This is a genomic window from Trinickia sp. HAY1-2D, from assembly GCF_056754935.1.
In genome coordinates, this window is record NZ_JBPGWX010000001.1 from 501,787 (window position 1) to 518,312 (window position 16,526).

12 protein-coding genes are annotated in these 16,526 nt (G+C 63.5%); 9 read left to right on the forward strand and 3 right to left on the reverse strand.

Features of this window, described 5'->3' with window-relative positions; translation table 11 throughout:
• Nucleotides 1-17 precede the first annotated feature (17 nt).
• The 6 genes from doeA to ACR9ZC_RS02250 all read left to right on the forward strand — a co-directional run bounded on the left by doeA (nucleotide 18) and on the right by ACR9ZC_RS02250 (nucleotide 6,470).
• Entirely contained in the window at nucleotides 18-1,244 is a 1,227-nt protein-coding gene (gene doeA / locus ACR9ZC_RS02225; protein ID WP_331574563.1) for an ectoine hydrolase DoeA, read from the forward strand.
• 6 nt (nucleotides 1,245-1,250) lie between these two features.
• Nucleotides 1,251-2,273: a N(2)-acetyl-L-2,4-diaminobutanoate deacetylase DoeB gene (doeB, locus tag ACR9ZC_RS02230; protein ID WP_481578939.1), complete on the forward strand. Its 1,023-nt coding sequence runs from the start codon at nucleotides 1,251-1,253 to the stop codon at nucleotides 2,271-2,273.
• 33 nt (nucleotides 2,274-2,306) lie between these two features.
• Complete coding sequence (locus ACR9ZC_RS02235; RefSeq protein ID WP_481578940.1) at nucleotides 2,307-2,819, forward strand: Lrp/AsnC family transcriptional regulator; 513 nt, start codon at nucleotides 2,307-2,309, stop codon at nucleotides 2,817-2,819.
• A 145-nt stretch (nucleotides 2,820-2,964) separates the two neighbouring features.
• A complete protein-coding gene (locus ACR9ZC_RS02240) occupies nucleotides 2,965-4,449 on the forward strand; it encodes an NAD-dependent succinate-semialdehyde dehydrogenase (RefSeq protein ID WP_481578941.1) in 1,485 nt (494 codons plus the stop codon).
• 36 nt (nucleotides 4,450-4,485) lie between these two features.
• A complete protein-coding gene (locus tag ACR9ZC_RS02245; protein ID WP_481578942.1) occupies nucleotides 4,486-5,883 on the forward strand; it encodes an aminotransferase in 1,398 nt (465 codons plus the stop codon).
• Between the two features lie 302 nt (nucleotides 5,884-6,185).
• Nucleotides 6,186-6,470: an H-NS histone family protein gene (locus tag ACR9ZC_RS02250; RefSeq protein WP_440561178.1), complete on the forward strand. Its 285-nt coding sequence runs from the start codon at nucleotides 6,186-6,188 to the stop codon at nucleotides 6,468-6,470.
• Nucleotides 6,471-6,492: 22 nt separating this feature from the next.
• Here the strand turns inward: ACR9ZC_RS02250 and ACR9ZC_RS02255 are convergent, their stop codons facing one another.
• The 3 genes from ACR9ZC_RS02255 to ACR9ZC_RS02265 form a co-directional block, all read right to left on the reverse strand.
• Nucleotides 6,493-7,569 carry a response regulator gene (locus ACR9ZC_RS02255; protein ID WP_481578943.1) on the reverse strand — a complete coding sequence of 359 codons (1,077 nt, stop codon included), beginning with the start codon at nucleotides 7,567-7,569 and terminating at the stop codon, nucleotides 6,493-6,495.
• A gap of 56 nt (nucleotides 7,570-7,625) precedes the next feature.
• The gene (locus ACR9ZC_RS02260) at nucleotides 7,626-10,640 is read right to left on the reverse strand and encodes an ATP-binding protein (RefSeq protein ID WP_481578944.1); all 3,015 of its coding nucleotides are present in this window, start codon (nucleotides 10,638-10,640) and stop codon (nucleotides 7,626-7,628) included.
• Between the two features lie 118 nt (nucleotides 10,641-10,758).
• On the reverse strand, nucleotides 10,759-11,475 hold the full coding sequence (locus ACR9ZC_RS02265) for a response regulator transcription factor (RefSeq protein WP_481578945.1): 717 nt from the start codon (nucleotides 11,473-11,475) through the stop codon (nucleotides 10,759-10,761).
• Between the two features lie 491 nt (nucleotides 11,476-11,966).
• Between ACR9ZC_RS02265 and ACR9ZC_RS02270 the strand changes: the two genes are divergently transcribed.
• From ACR9ZC_RS02270 to ACR9ZC_RS02280, 3 genes are all read left to right on the forward strand, one after another.
• Entirely contained in the window at nucleotides 11,967-13,262 is a 1,296-nt protein-coding gene (locus tag ACR9ZC_RS02270) for a FecR family protein (RefSeq protein WP_481578946.1), read from the forward strand.
• A gap of 12 nt (nucleotides 13,263-13,274) precedes the next feature.
• Nucleotides 13,275-15,698, forward strand: a complete 2,424-nt coding sequence (locus ACR9ZC_RS02275; RefSeq protein WP_481578947.1) for a CHASE2 domain-containing protein — start codon at nucleotides 13,275-13,277, stop codon at nucleotides 15,696-15,698.
• An 81-nt stretch (nucleotides 15,699-15,779) separates the two neighbouring features.
• Nucleotides 15,780-16,367 (forward strand): DUF4136 domain-containing protein, encoded by a 588-nt coding sequence (locus ACR9ZC_RS02280; RefSeq protein ID WP_481578948.1) that lies wholly within the window; start codon nucleotides 15,780-15,782, stop codon nucleotides 16,365-16,367.
• Nucleotides 16,368-16,526: the final 159 nt, after the last annotated feature.

The window sequence follows — 16,526 nt, forward strand, 5'->3', positions numbered from 1 at the left end:
CGATGCGAGAGGAGCATATGGCGGAAGACATCCGGCAACAATTGAAGGGCGAACCTGTGGCGGCGGCCGTACGTCTGCCGTTCGAGCGGAGCGAATACGACGCGCGTATAGCCAAGGCGCGCCGCGCGATGGCGAACTCGGGAATCGATTTGCTGATCGTCACGGACCCGAGCAATATGGCCTGGCTCACGGGGTACGACGGCTGGTCGTTCTACGTGCATCAATGCGTCGTGCTGGCCCACGACGGAGAGCCGATCTGGTTCGGGCGCGGACAGGACGCGAACGGTGCCAAGCGCACGGTCTTCATGGACCATGCGCAGATCGTCGGCTATCCCGACCACTACGTCCAGTCGCGCGAGCGCCATCCGATGGACTACCTCTCGCGCGAGGTGATCGAGGCGCGCGGGTGGGGTGGGTTGCGCATCGGCGTCGAGCTCGACAACTACTACTTCAGCGCGGCGGCCTTCGCGTCGCTCGCGCGCAACCTGCCCAACGCGAAGTGGGTCGATGCGACAGGGCTCGTCAATTGGCAACGGGCCGTCAAGTCGCCGCGCGAAATCGAATACATGCGGATCGCGGCGCGCATTGTCGAGAAGATGCACGCGCACATCGTCGAGCGTATCGAACCCGGTATGCGCAAAAACGATCTCGTGGCCGAAATTTTTGCAGCGGGCGTGACCGGTGTGGGAGAACACGGCGGCGACTATCCGGCCATCGTGCCGCTTTTGCCGACGGGCGCCGATGCGGCCGCACCGCATCTGACATGGGACGACACCCCGTTCGCCCGCGATGCGGGGACGTTCTTCGAGATTGCCGGATGCTACCGGCGCTACCACTGCCCGCAATCGCGCACCGTCTATCTCGGCAAGCCGCCGAAGCATTTCGTGGAGGGCGAGCGTGCTGTCGTCGAAGGCATCGAAGCGGGCCTGCAGGCCGCGAAACCGGGCAATACCTGCGAGGACATCGCCAACGCATTCTTCGCCGTACTCAGGAAATTCGGCATCGAGAAGAACAGCCGCTGCGGTTATCCGATCGGTGCAAGCTACCCGCCCGATTGGGGCGAGCGCACGATGAGCTTGCGCCCTGGCGACAAGACTGTACTGGAGCCCGGTATGACGTTCCACTTCATGCCGGGGCTGTGGCTCGACGATTGGGGGCTGGAGATCACGGAGAGCATTCTCATCACGGCGAACGGGGTCGAGACGTTTTGCAACACGCCGCGACGGCTCTTCGTGAAGGAGTGAGGGACGATGCGCGCTTCCCCGATTCAACCGACGATCGACTTCGAAGCCGAAGGCGAACAGCACGGTTTTTTGAAGCTGCCCCACTCGCACGATGCCTCCGCGTGGGGGGCGGTCATGATCCCGATCACGGTGATCAAGCGCGGCGCGGGGCCGACGGCGCTCATTACCGGCGGCAATCATGGCGACGAGTATGAAGGACCGATTGCACTGTCGAAGCTGGCTTCGACACTCAAGGCGAGCGAGATCGCCGGGCGCGTGATCGTCGTGCCGTTCATGAACTACCCTGCGTTTCGCGCGGGCACCCGTACCTCGCCGATCGACAAGGGCAACCTCAATCGCAGCTTTCCGGGGCGTCCCGACGGTACGGTGACCGAGAAAATCGCCGACTTTTTTCAGCGCCATCTGCTGCCGCTCGCCGATTACGTGCTCGATATTCACGCGGGCGGCAAGACACTCGACTTCGTACCGTTTGCGGCGGTTCACGTATTGCCGGATGCGCAACAGCAGGCCCGTGCCGACGCCGCGATGCGCGCATTCGGTGCGCCCTATTCGATGCGTATGCTCGAACTCGACAGCGTGGGACTCTTCGATACGGCGGCGGAAGAGGCGGGCAAAGTCTTCGTGACGACCGAACTCGGCGGCGGTGGAAGCGCAAGCGCGTCGAGCGTTCGCATTGCCGAGCGCGGCGTGCGTGGATTTCTGGCTCACGCCGGCATCTGCGATGCCGATGCCGGCACTCGCGCGGCACCGCGCACGACGACGTTGCTCGATATGCCTGATGGGGATTGCTACACGACGAGCGAGCACGATGGCTTGATCGAGATGTGCAAAGACCTCGGCGATACCGTCGAAGCAGGGGAGGTGCTGGCGCGCGTGCACGACATCACACGTACGGGCGCGCGGCCCCGCGAGTACCGCGCGCGCCGCGGCGGCATCTTCGCGGCGCGTCACTTTCCAGGTCTGGTCCGGGTGGGCGATACCGTCGCGGTGGTGGCCGAGGTCGTCGAACGCGGCATCGCGACGCACTGAGCGGCCGGTCGAATTCACGACGAAGAGCACGCGATGAACGGGAACGGATACAAGCTCGACCGCTACGATCTCGCCATCCTGCGCGTGCTGGCGCGCGACGGCCGGATCACCAAGTCGCGTCTCGCGGAGGAAGTGAATCTCTCGATCTCGCCGGTGTGGGAGCGCGTGCGCCGATTGGAGGACATCGGACTCATCCGCGGCTATCGTGCCGAGATCGATTGGGTGGGAGCGTTCAAGGGAAGCCGCATCGTCGTCGAAGTCACGCTCGCGCGCCACACGGCTCACGATATGCGGCGCTTCGAGGAGCGCATCGCGGCGGCGTCCGAGGTCGAGCAGTGCTATGCGACCGGAGGCGGGGTCGACTATGTCATGCATGTCGCTTCGCGCGATATCGATCATTACCAGCGTTTCATCGATTCGCTGCTCACTGACGAGCTCGGAATCGAGCGCTATTTCACCTACATCGTGACCAAGGTCGTCAAGGCTTCGCCAAGCGACGCGCCGCGGTGGGTCGTGGCGGCGGGCGCCGAGTCCCCCGGCAATTGATCCGGTTTTGCTGCGCTCGGAAAAATTCGTGCAACCGGCCGTTCAAACGAAAAAAAGTGCTTGTGCAGCGGCACAAAACCAAAAATGTCGCGGAGCGTCGGCCGATACAGTGAGAGACATGGATCGATCGACGAAGGAGTCTTCCATGTTGCTGGGTCATCCCGTACTAATGAAGTCGCTTTGCTACATCGACGGACGTTGGGTGCATAGTGACGATGCCAAAACGGTCGCCGTGCTGAATCCGGCGGATCAAAGCCTGCTCGGTCATGTGCCGATGCTGACGCACTCGCAGATCGAAAGCGCGATCGCGGCGGCGCAACGCGCATTCGAGCGTTGGCGCTGGACGCCAGTCAACGAACGCGCGGCGGCGCTTTCGCGTTGGCATGAGCTCGTTGCGCGGCATCGCGACGATCTGGCAGCGATCGTTTCTCTCGAGCAGGGCAAGCCGCTCAAAGAGGCGCGTGGCGAAATCGCCTACGCGGCGAGTTTCATCGACTGGTTCGCTCACGAGGCCAAACGCCTGGCCGGACGCAATATCGCCGCACACATCGACGATGCGCACCCCGGCACGGTCATCGAGCCGGTTGGCGTGGCTGCGCTCATCACGCCCTGGAACTTTCCGGTCGCCATGATCACGCGCAAGGCCGCCGCTGCCCTTGGCGCCGGGTGCACCGTCGTGATCAAGCCGGCCCACGAGACACCGTTCTCGGCCCTGGCGCTTGCGCAGCTCGCGGAAGAGGCCGGATTTGCTCCGGGCGTATTCAACGTGGTGCTCGGCGATCCTCAAATGGCAATGGAGACGCTCGTTCGCGACGCGCGCGTGCGAGCCGTGAGCTTCACGGGATCGACACGCGTCGGTGCGCTCGTGACCCGCGCCGCCGCGCGGGCCGGCATCAAAAAGATCGCGCTCGAGCTGGGCGGCAATGCTCCATTCGTCGTCGCGGCAGATGCGAATCTCGAGCAAGCCGTCACGGTCGCCGTTGCGGCGAAGTTTCAGACCTCGGGCCAGGATTGCTGCGCGGCGAACCGGATCCTCGTCGCGCGCGAGCTCTACGACGCATTCGTCGAACGTTATACGCAGGCGGTTCGCGCATTGAAAGTCGGTCCGTCATTCGAAGCCGATGTCGATATCGGTCCGCTCATGCATCAGGCGGCATTTGATGCGACGCTGGCACGCGTGGCCGACGCACGCCACCGCGGCGCGCGCATTACGACGGGCGGCGCGCCGCATCCGTTGGGCGGCTGGTTCTTCGAGCCGACGGTGATCGCCGATGCGGCGCCCGGCATGCGTGTCTACGACGAGGAAAACTTCGCGCCGATCTCGGCCGTCTCTTCGTTCGATTCGCTCGACGAAGCGATACGACGGGCGAACGACACCGACTATGGCCTCGCCGCCTATGTCTGTTCGACGAATGTGAACACCATTTTTCAGCTCATTCGCCGGCTCGACTTCGCCATGGTGTCGGTCAACGGCGCGCGATTCACGGGGGCGCCGATTCCGTTCGGCGGCATGAAGGCTTCGGGCCTCGGCCGGGAAGGCGGGAGCGAGGGCTTCGAACCGTTCGTCGAGACCAAATATTTCTGCCTGGGCCAGCTCGGCCTCCCGGCGAGCGAAGCCGCCGCATTCTGAAAACCTGATGCAGCCCGAACTTTTTTGGAGAATCCCATGACTGAATTCGAACGTCTCTTTGCGGCGGACCGCGCCCACTTCATGCACCCGTCGACGCATGCCCACGATCACGCCGCCGGCGTGCTGCCGGGGCGCATCGTCACCGGGGCAAAGGGAATACGTATCGAGGACCACGAGGGGCGCTCGTATATCGACGCCTTCGCGGGCCTGTATTGCGTCAACATCGGCTACGGGCGCACGGAGGTGGCCGAGGCGATTTACGAACAGGCTAAAAAGCTTGCTTATTACCATACGTACGTCGGCCACTCGACCGACACGGTGATCGAACTGTCCGCACGCATCATCGACTGGGCGCCCCAGGGCATGAAGAAGGTCTATTACGGCATGTCCGGCTCGGACGCGAACGAAACACAGATCAAGCTCGTCTGGTACTACAACAATGTGCTCGGACGCCCCAACAAGAAGAAGATCATTTCTCGCGATCGCGGGTACCACGGTTCCGGCATCGTGACAGGTAGCCTGACCGGTCTGGCGAGCTTTCATCAATGCTTCGATCTGCCGATCGACCGCGTCAAGCATACCGTTTGCCCGCATTGGTACCGCAAGGCGCCGGCCGGCATGAACGAAGCTCAATTCGTCGCCTACTGTGTGGACGAACTCGAAAAACTCATCGCCCGCGAAGGTGCCGATACCATCGCCGCATTCATCGGCGAACCCGTAATGGGTACGGGCGGCATCGTGCCGCCGCCGGCCGGCTATTGGCCCGCCATCCAGCAAGTCTTGAAAAAGCATGACATTTTGCTGATTGCCGACGAGGTGGTATGCGGTTTCGGGCGACTCGGCTCGAAAATGGGCTCCCAGCATTACGGCATTCAGCCCGATCTGATCACGGTCGCGAAAGGACTGACGAGTGCCTATGCACCGCTTTCCGGCGTGATCGTCGGCGAACGTGTCTGGGACGTCATCGACAAAGCCTCTAGCGAGTTCGGCGCGATGGGGCACGGGTGGACCTACTCGGGTCACCCGATTTGCGCGGCGGCGGCGCTCGCCAATCTAGATATTCTCGAGCGCGAGCGCATTGCCGAAAATGCGGCATCGAGCGGAGCCTACCTGCTCGAACGGCTGCATGCGGCGTTCGACGCTCATCCTCTCGTCGGCGAGGTGCGTGGTGCGGGCATGTTGGCCGCGCTCGAGTTCATGGCCGACAAGGACGAGCGGCGTGCGTTCGATGCGGGGCTCAAAGTCGGCCCGCGAGTATCGGCCGCGGCGCTGCGGCGCGGACTCATCGCCCGCGCCATGCCGCACGGCGACATTCTCGGCTTCGCACCGCCGCTCATTACGACGCGTGCCGACGTCGACGAGATCGTGCGCCTCGCGCGTGAAGCGGTTGACGAGGTGGCGTCGGAAGTCGCCGCTGCCGCGGCATCGGCGTAAGGCTGCGCGAGCGCCGTATCCCCGATCTGCCGAGCCCCCTTTTTTGCGCGCCTTTGCGGTCGCGAAGAGGGGGTTTGTCTTTTCTTTTGCTTTTTTTTCCTATATCGACGAACGATTCGCAATAATCGCCGCGGCAATGTGCGAATGAGCGGGCGCGAGCATTGCTAGTGCGCGTGTCGAGCGCAATAACGCATATTCGAACCTGGCCGAATGGATGAATATTTCACCGCGCCATTCCACAATTGCCGCAAGCACCGCTAGAATGCGTTCCGTTTGGCTTCTGATATTGGAGGAAAGAGTCCGTGTCGACCTACAAAGAACTACTTGCGAAAAAGCAGGAATTGGATGCGCAAATCGAAGATGCGCGCCGCGCCGAAGCACAGCATGCGCTGCAACAGATTCGCGAAACGATTGCCGCATTCGGCTTTACGCCCGAAGACGTTTTCGGTACGCGCCGTAAGGCCAAACCAACCAATCGCGTGCCGCAATTTCGCGATCCGGAAACCGGCGAGACCTGGGGCGGCCGGGGACCGCGGCCCCGCTGGCTGAAAGGGAAGGACCCCGAGCAATTCCGCGTCGCGCGCTAAAGCCCGCTCTCGCCGGGGCCGCTCAGACGATGGCGCCGGGCAGGAATGCCTCGAGTTTGTCGATCAGCGTCGAGCGGCAAAACGGCTTCACCATGAAATCGGCTGCGCCTGCTCGAACGCTTTCCAGGACCACGGTGCGCCGGCTTTCGCCGGTCACCATGATGATCGGAATCTGCGCCAGAGGCTCGACGGATTTGAGGCGGCGGGTCAGCTCCATTCCGCTCAGGTCGGGCAAGTCCACGTCCATGAGCACGAGATCCGGGCGGCGAGCCCGGATCGCGCGAAAGGCCTGTGCGCCGCTCGCGGCGCAAGTCAGATCGACGCGCGTACCGGCGAGCAACCGTTCGAGCGTGCAGCGCTGCAGGCCATCGTCGTCGACGGCGAGCACATGCGGGCGCAGGTGGCCCGTGATGGCGTTCATCGCGTGCGCCGCGCGCAATTGCGGCCCGAGCGCACTCGCCAACGCCTGGGCCGCGCGGCAAAGCGCGTCCACCGATTCCCCCAGCCGATCGAAGTGGCTGCGCAACGCGTCGCCGTTGCCCTCGAGGCAAGGCGTTGCCGCGGCCACCGTGTGCGTCACGTCGACTTGCGCGGCGAACGAGCGGGCGTAGCGTTCCAACGCGGGCTCGAGGCTTGCCAGGTGACGCGCATACGCAGCCAGCCGGCCTGCGGCCGGCGCGTCCGATTGGCCGTTCGACAGCAGGTGCAGCGCATGGTCGATGGCCAGCGCGAGGCGCGGGCCGTCATGGGTCGCGGGCCAGAAGACGACGTAGTCGTCGAATGTGCCTTCCTTGCACGCGTCGTAGACCCGCCGAACATCGTCGGGGCCGCACAGCACGATCGTTTTGTGAGCGGTCTCGTGAACGAGCGTGCTTTCGCCGTAAAGCCGATCGCAGCAACGCTTCGCGCCATCGAGCGTATCGAAGGCCAGCACGAGCACGTTCGGGCCATAGGCTTCGAAGTCCGAAGCGATGTCGGCGGGGTTCGTCGAGACGCGCACTGCGGCGAATGTGTCGGCCAGCCTCCGGGCGACGGGCACGGCGTGGTGCACGGTATCGGCTGCAACGAGAATACGCGGATCGTCTCTCAACGGGCTCACCCCTCGGCGCGTCGAGCGCGGGTGCGGCCCCAATGCCTGCCAGCCAACCCTCGTGGCTACGACGGCAAGGCTTGCGAGAGCGCGCGTGCGGCTTCGACGACCTTACTGTAGGCCGCGCCGAATCGAGTGCTCAGTTCGGTAAAAGACATATCCACCGCTTCCCTTGCATCGCTTTCGATGCGCGCGCAGAGCTCGCCGAGGGCGAGCGCGCCGATCGAACGCGATGAAGATTTCAGCTTATGAGCGACGGCAGCAGCCTCAGGGGCGCGTCGCGCGCTCAGATGCTCGAGCAGTTGCTGCGCGAGCCCGGCGGAGCATTCGACGTACTCCGAGAGCAACGCCTGCACCGTTTCGTTGTCGTCGCCGACGATTCCACGCAGGATGCTCAAATCGACGACGGACGAGAAATCGCAGGCTTGCGCCGATTCGACGACGGCGGTCTCTTGCGGCGCGCCGGCTGGCTCGGCGGTGAGGTTATCGGGCGGCGCAGTGTGTTGCGAGGGTGCAAGCCATTGTTCGATAGCCTGCTGCAGGAGTACGAGCTTGAGCGGCTTCGTCAGATAGTCGTCTATGCCGAGCGCTTTTGCGCGGCTCGCCTCCCCATGAATCGCATTGGCCGTCAGTGCCACGATCGGCACGCGCTTGCGTGCAACGCTTGCCTCCTGGGCGCGGATGGTCTGCGCCAGTTCATAGCCGTCGCGATTCGGCATGTGCAAGTCGGTGAGAATGAGGCCATACGGTGCCGCAAGCCACATTTGCAGCGCTTCTTCTCCATCGGTTGCCATATCGGCCGTGTAGCCGAGCAATTCGAGCTGTCGCCCGATGACCTTGCGATTGATCTGGTCGTCTTCCGCGACGAGTATCTTGGGCGCGTTCGGCGCCGCCCTCGCGTGCTGACCTTCGGCAACCGCGGCGTCGCCGCTGGCGCTGCAGTGCGGTGCGCCGCGCCCGGCTGCCAGCGCCAGCGCATCCACGAGTGCGCGTCGGCGCAACGCCTGCGCGCCCGCCACCACGGTGCCGTCGGGTTCCGACTGCAGCACGAGGCTGCGTCCGGAGGAGATCAGGACGCGGCCCTTCGCCGAGATGGCTGCGCTCGGCCGCATCGCTTCGCCGCAGACGAGGAGTGCGGCGCCGCCGGCGATGGCGAGGCGGTGCTGAGCGTCCTCGACATCCTCGGCGAGTTGCACGTTGGCCCCGGCGCTGCGCAGGTAGGCGGCAATATCGTCGGCATTGAATTCGGTTGAGGGCGCAACGATGCAGGCGAGTCCGGACAGATCCTGCTGTACGCGCGCCGGTGCATCGGGAACGCGTTCGAGCGGCAGTCTGACGATGAACGTCGATCCCGCGCCGAGTTCGCTCGTCACCGTGATGTCGCCGCCCATCAGTGCGGCGAGCCGGCGACAGATCGCGAGTCCAAGTCCTGTTCCGCCAAAGCGGCGCGTCGTCGAAGTCTCGGCCTGACTGAAGGGGCGGAACAGTTGGGCTTGCATGTCCTGCGACATGCCGATGCCGTTGTCCGAGATCGCAAAGCGAACCGTCGCGCCATCCGGAGCCTCGGGCTCCACCCGCAGCGATACATGCCCAGCGATACCTTCCCGGCCGCCGGAGAATTTGATTGCGTTGCCAACCAGGTTGTAGAGGATTTCCCGCAGGCGGGTATCGTCGGAGAGCACGAGCGCGGGCAGCGCGGGCGACACATAGGTGCGCAGCGCAACGCCGCGCGCATCGGCCACTGTGGCAAGCGAGGCAGCCAGCCCATCGACGACATCCTCGATCGCAACGGGCACCGACTCGATCTGGAGCTTGCCGGCTTCGATCTTCGAAAAGTCGAGAATGTCGTCGATGATCTGCAAAAGCGCGGACGCGCAATCGCGGATCGTGAATACCATTTCCTTTTGATCGGCTGTCAGCGGCGAGCGCGCGAGCACTTCGGTCATGCCGATGACACCGTTCATCGGCGTGCGAATCTCATGACTCATCGTTGCAAGGAACGCGCTTTTCGCGCGCGAGGCGGCTTCCGCGTCCGAGCGGGCCTGGTCGAGCTGTTCGGCTTTGGCTATCTCGCGCTGATGTGCGGCGGCGAGACTGCGCACGAGACCGCGAGTGCGACGATCGGCGAGAACGATCAAGAGCGACAACAACACTGCCGCGATCAGCAGGAACATGCTGCGCAAACGCCATGGCGCGAGAAATTCCTGGGTGGAGTAGCCGACTGCCACGGCAAGCGGGTAGTCGGCAAGCTTCCGATAGCTGACGATGCGGTCCTGGTCGTCCATGTACGACGGCATGCGCAAGTCGCCGGAACGGTGTTGTTCGAGCGCGCGCCGTAGCAGATTGCCGGGCGGCAAGGTTGCGCCGATCGACTTGGACTGGCCCGTCCGGAGCGCGCGGATCACGTAGTCGCGCGTTCCCACGACCGTCACGATGCCGTCCTTGCCGATGCGCAGACCGTTGTAGAGCTCCGTGAAGTACGAGGGATCCACCGATACGACGACGACACCGAGAAAATGCCCGTCGTGGCTGTTGATTCGCTGCGACAACTGCAATGAAGGTTTGCCGCTTGCACGCCCGACGATGGGCTTGCCGATCACCAGTTCGGTGCTCGCGTTGTGCAGATGGACCTTGAAATGCTCTCGATCGGAAAGATCGATTGGCTTGAAGCCGGGAATCGTCGACGCACGCAGGAAGCCCTGCGAATCGATGACGGCCACTTGCACGAATACGTCGAGCTTCAGCAAGCCCGAATCCACGTAATAGGCAAGGGGGATCGAAACGCCGTCATTTTGAACTTGCCACGAAACGAGCGCGGCGACCTGTTCGGCTTCCCGCATGACGCGCACGGTGTGAGCGGCAAGCGCGTCGGAAAGCGCGGTCGCGCCTGCGCGAGCGTTGCTCATTTCGACATGCTCGTCCCATGCGGTCAAGATGCCGAGCGCAAGCCAGAGCGCTGCAATAAGCAGGTAACTTTGCAGCCGCAGGCTGCGGGTGCGCAAACCGCCCCTGGCATTTGCGCGGCGACGCGGTCGTGCCTGCGGCGTTTCGATATGCGGACCGGTTGTGGCATCCACCATTTGATCGACAATCCCCCGGAAAACCGTCGGCCCGGTGCCAAACGGGCGCGACTATCTCCAATAACGGCGCGACGCCGCAAAAGTTGATACGGGATTGCCGCGGGGGTTGAAGACGGCCCTACACGGCGGGCTTGTCGCCTGTCAGCGGTGCCACGATGTCGAGCCGATAGCCATGCCCATAAACGGGGGTGAGTCGGAACCCATTTTCGGGGCGGAGCTGAAGTTTCGAACGAACTCTGGACATGTGAGTGTCCAGCGTGCGCGAGATGGCATCGGGGGGCTGCCCCCAGACTACGCCGCCGATATGTTCCCGCGACAGGATGCGTCCGATGTACTGAAACATGAGCAGTGCGAGGTCGAACTCACGGCTCGTCAGTTCGATCGGCACGCCTGCGAGAAAACACGTCCGGGTTGCCGCATCGATCCGATAACGACCGACTTCGATGGGTGCGGGCGTCGATGCGGTATGAGGGCGCGCGCGGCGCGCAAGCGCGTCGATGCGCGCGATGAATTCGCCCTCGCGGATGGGCTTGATGATGTAATCGTCGGCGCCGGCACCCAGTGCCGACACGATGTCGCGTTCCTCCGAGCGGCTCGTCATGAATATCACCGGCACGCGCTCTGTCAGGTTTGAGCGTGCCCATTGCAAAACCTGATGTCCCGTTACTCCCGGCACCTGCCAATCGAGCAGCAGCATGTCGAAGGTTTCGCGCTTCAGTTGGCGAATCAGCTGGCTTCCATCGACGAATATCCGGCATTCATGGCCTTTGTCAGACAAAATCTCGCTAACACGTTCAATCTGGCTTTCATCGTCTTCCAGATACGCAATCTTCACTGTCCACTCCCGGTGATCGGGCCAACGGGTTCTCGTCGAAATGTCTTTTTGCAGGGCTCGCGCATTTTAGCGCCGGATGCCGCGACGAGCACTACGCTTCGCCGCGCTCGAGCGAAAAATGGATCGCAGTTAACATTTGTTAAGAGTTCGTGGCATGGGAGGCAAACGTTTGTAGTCGATGCGAGCAGTTACGATCGTCGGAAATCGGCGATGAACGGGATTACCCGTGCCGCAAATGGGGCTAATGGATTGGCTTGTAACACGCAAATCGTTGAAAAAATGAATAGGTCTGCGTAATATCTGGAGACTCCTACTTTTTCCGTCTGATGCCACCGCAACCTCGTCAATATCTGCGTCGCGTAAAATACAGGCCGGCGGCCCATTCAATCGAGCCGTTTGCAGCTCGCATGATGGCGTTGACGGTCTTATTCGCGTGCCTTTCATGTGGGCCGCCCGACGTTTTCGCGCAAGCGCCGGCAAATCAATCGGCGATGATTTCTTATGCGGCGCAGCGCGGCGATACGCTATATACCGTTGCGCAAAGGTACCTGCAAGAAATCGATGATTGGCGCGTAATTGCGCGCATCAATCGGGTGCCGGCTCCCCGGCAACTGAAGCCCGGCACCACGCTGCGCCTTCCCGTCGCGTTGTTGCGGCGCGAGCCGCTCGCTGCGCGTGTCGTTGCCACGAGCGGGAATGCGACTTACGCAATCGGCAACGCCCCGCCGTTGCCGCTCGTGCCGGGCGTCTCGCTGAGCGAGGGCGATTCGATCGCGACGGGTAAAAACGGGTTTGCGACGATCGAGTTCGACGACGGCTCGCATGTCAGTCTCGCCCACGAAACGGTGGTGACGCTCGCGACAATGACTCGCACGCTGCTCGGCGAGGCGAGCGAACGCCGGCTCGAGTTGCGGCGCGGCGAAGTCGAAAGCGAAGTGACGCACGCGAAGAAGCCGCGCGACCGGTTCGAGATACGCGCGGCGCCGATTGTGGCGGGCGTGCGCGGAACCCATTTTCGCGTGAACGGCGGTGAGCAGACGTCGGCGGTCGAAGTGCTCGATGGCGCAGTTGCGGTCGCCCCGGCTGCGGCTGCAGCACCCGCTACCTCGTCGCAAGGCGACGGCACGCTGGGCGTGCCGTCCGCGGGCGCCCAACTGGTGCCGGCCGGCTTCGGCAGCCTGACCCGCGCGGGGCGCGCGGTAGGGACACCGGTCGCGCTGTTGCCTGCACCTGAACTCATGCATCCGGGGCGCATACAGGACGGCGCGGAAGTGGACTTCGAACTCGTGGCGCTCGAGGGGGCGCGCCAATACCGGGTCGAGATCGCACGGGACGCCGGCATGTTGGACCGGTTGAAGGAGGCACGGATCGAAGCAAGCGGCGAAGCACCGCATGCGAGTCTGGGCGAGCTACCGGACGGCAACTATTTCGTTCGCGTTTCCGCCATCGATGACGCCGGCTTGGAGGGAATCGCGCGCGTATACGCACTCGAGCGCCGCCGTATGCAGCTCGCTGCTTCGGCGATGCGTTCGCCGGGCTCGCGCGAATACACTTTTCGCTGGTTCGCGAGCCGCACTGGCGTGCCAACGCGATATCGTTTCATCTTGTCGCGCGACGAAGATCTGCGCGAGCCGCTGGTCGACGAAGTCGACATATCGACGGACCACATCGTCGTTGCGGGGCTGCGCGCGGGCGTTTATTACTGGACCGTCGTAGCTGAACAATTCGAGAACGGCCAATTCTACGAGACGGCATCGCGCGTGCGTTCATTTACGCTCGCCAAGTAAACGAGTTCTCAAATGAGCCATGACTCGGTGCGCGGATCCCCGGCGAGCTCGAGCAATGATGAATCCTCTCGCCGATGGGGCCCGGAGGCGAAACGTTATCTGATCGAGTGGTTGACGATAGGCTTTTTCACGATCCTGATCGTCGTGCTGGCCGTCATGAGGCAGGCGACGGCCGGGCTCGATCGCATGGTGTACGACCACATGCTGTCGTTTTCTTCACGGCCGGTGGTGCCCGACATCGCGATCGTGGAAATGGACGACGAAAGCATTGCCAAATTCGGGCGCTGGCCGTGGCCGCGCGACCTGCAAGCGCGCGTTCTCGACGCCGTGGGAAAAAGCGGCGCGGCGGCTGTGGTCTACGATGTGCTGCTCACGGAGCCGACGCCGAACGACCGGGTCCTGGCCGATGCCATCCGTGCCGTACCGACGTATCTTCCGGTGTTGCTCGCCCATGCGGAAGACCGCGCGTCGGACATCGCCGTCGTGCCCGTCGGGCCGATCGCGAGGGCAGCGGCGGGAATGGGGCATATCGACCTGGACGCCGATCCGGACAGCGTTGTGCGCTCGATCGATCCGGACGAGGGCGGGGATGCGTCGCGCTGGCCATATATCGATATGCTCGTCTACGACGCCATTCGAAGCGGCAAACTTCCGCTGGCGCACGGGCGCTACATTGCGCGCGACGCTGCCGTGGGCATGCTGCCGACGCACCCCGTATTGATCCCGTTCGGTTCGAACGCGTCCGCACGTCTGCGCATCTCGGCAGCCAGACTGTTGAGCGGTGCCGTGGCCCCCGGGGCCTTGCGCGGCAAGGTCGTTTTTGTCGGCGTGACCGCGGAGGGCCTGTCGGGCAACTACGCGACGCCCGTTTCGGGGAGGATCGGCACGTTGTCCGATGTCGAAGTCCACGCTGAAGTGCTGGACGCATTGCTGTCGGACCGCATCATCTCGCCCGTGACGGCCGGCTGGGTCGTGGCGGCCTCGCTGATTCCTTTGGTGGTGCTGCTCGCGGGCGTGTTCGTGCTTTCGCCATGGCGCTCGCTCGTACTGACCCTCGCGCTGGGTGCAGCATCGCTCGCGATGAGCGCGCTGCTGCTGCATGGGGCGCGCGCGTGGATTTCGCCCGTGCCCGCCTTGCTCGGATTGAGCGTGCTCTACCCGTTGTGGAGCTGGCGCCGGCTCGAAATGACGATGTCCCGCTTGCGCCGCGAGCTCAGGCAGCTCGACGCCGAACCACACCTGTTACCGGAGCCGCCGGCGCCGTCGCAACGCTTCGGCGGCGATGTGCTCGAGCGCCAGATCGCGCTCGTCGAACGTGCCGCCCACCGCCTGCAAGATATGAAGCGTTTCGTGTGGGACAGTCTGAACAGCGTGCCCGAACCCGTGATCGTAGCGGATAGACAGGGCATCGTCGTACTTTCCAACAAGGCCGCGCGCTCGCATTTCGTACGTATTGCCAGCCCTGACCCGCGAGGCCGTCCGCTTACCGATGTGCTCGGCAAGTTCACGCTGATCAAGGCGATCGGAACGGGGCTCGAAGAAGAGGCCGAACTGCGCGCGCGTTGGCCGGCGGTGCTTGATCCGAGAGGGCCTCGCGTCGGTATCGTGAAGCGTGGACTCGAGGTGCGCGATCCGTCCGGGCACGACTATCTGCTGCGTTACGCCCGTTGCAGAAGCGAGCAAGGCGAAGAGTCGGGCAGCTGGGTGGCCGGGCTCGTCGAAGTGACGGCGCTTCACGCGGCAGAGCGGGGGCGCGAAGATGCGCTGCGCCTGTTGTCGCACGATATGCGCTCGCGGCATGCATCGATCCTCGCGCTCGTCGAGCTCGAGCGCACGAGCAGCGACTCGGAGCGTACACGCATGTTGCTGGAACGCATCGAACGCCACGCGCACCGCGCACTGAAACTCGCGGACGATTTCGTTCAGCTCGCGCGTGCCGAATCGCAGACCTATTCGCTCGAGCCGACGAATCTCGCCGATATCGTCGCCGACGCCGGCGACGAGTTGTGGCCGCAGGCGCGCACCAAGAGCATAGGCGTCGATATGAATCTCGGTGACAGGGAATACTGGGTAGCGGCCGATCGATCGCTCATGACGCGTGCTATCGCAAACGTCATCGACAACGCGATCAAGTACAGCCCGAACGATACAGTGGTCAAGGTATCCGTGGCCGCCGCGCCGCCGCACCGCGTCCAATGCACGGTTGCCGATGAGGGCTATGGCATCCCGTTGGCGATGCAGCGTCATTTGTTCGAACCGTTTCGGCGGTTCCAGGCACCGGGGCAGCCGGCCTCCGGTGGAGCGGGGCTCGGCATGGCATTCATCAAGACGGTGGTGATGCGGCATGGCGGCGAGGTACGCGTCGAAAGCGAGCCGGGACGCGGCACGACCGTCACGATATGGCTGCCGGCAGCGGACGAGCCGGCTGCCGAATAGCGGTCGGCGGATGGCCAGGGACGCTGACTGCAGCGCCAACAGAAAAGAGGAGATTGAATTTTGAAAGCGGGATGGTTCGCAATGGGGTTTGCCGTGGCGATGCTGGCGGGATGTGCCGGCATCGAATCGGATGTGAGGGCGACGTTACCTGATGCGTCGGCCCTGGACGCGGGGCCGCGCACTTATGTGTTTGCCGATTCGCCCGTGACGCCGGCCAGCGCGGATACCGCTCGGTACGAGTCGGCCATTGCCGATGCGCTTGCGGCGCACGGCTTCGACGCGGCGCCGGCGGCTCGCGCGCGTTTGCGTGTTTCGTTTGCCTATGACACGCATGCTCAGTCGGTGTCGATAGTCGATGACGCCTGCGCGGCGCAAGCGCCATGCGAGCCGCGGCCGCCCGCATGGTCGTTTCGATGGCCTGGCCGCGAACGCTTCGTCCACTCGCTGACGTTGCGCTTTTTCGATCGTGCGTCCGGCCGGGAAGTCTATAAGGTCAGCGCATCGAGCCGCGATGGCGAGGCCGAATCGCCTTCGACCATCACGTACCTCGTGCAAAGCGCATTCGCTCGGATGCCTTATAACGGCAGTTCCCGTTGGCATGTTCGATTGCGCCCCGGCGAGAGCGGAAATATGCCGTCGATCGTATCTATCGCACCCGATTCACGCTGACGCGCATTCGAGGCGGATTCAGACAGAAGGGTTCGAATATCGCGGAACCGGTTTTCAAACGTTTGCGAAATGTCGATTGAAAGAATGCGGCGACGCGAAACCGAATAATCGGCCAAAGGGACCGCAATCTTCCGTAGAATGCAAAAGCGCCGCTGCGAG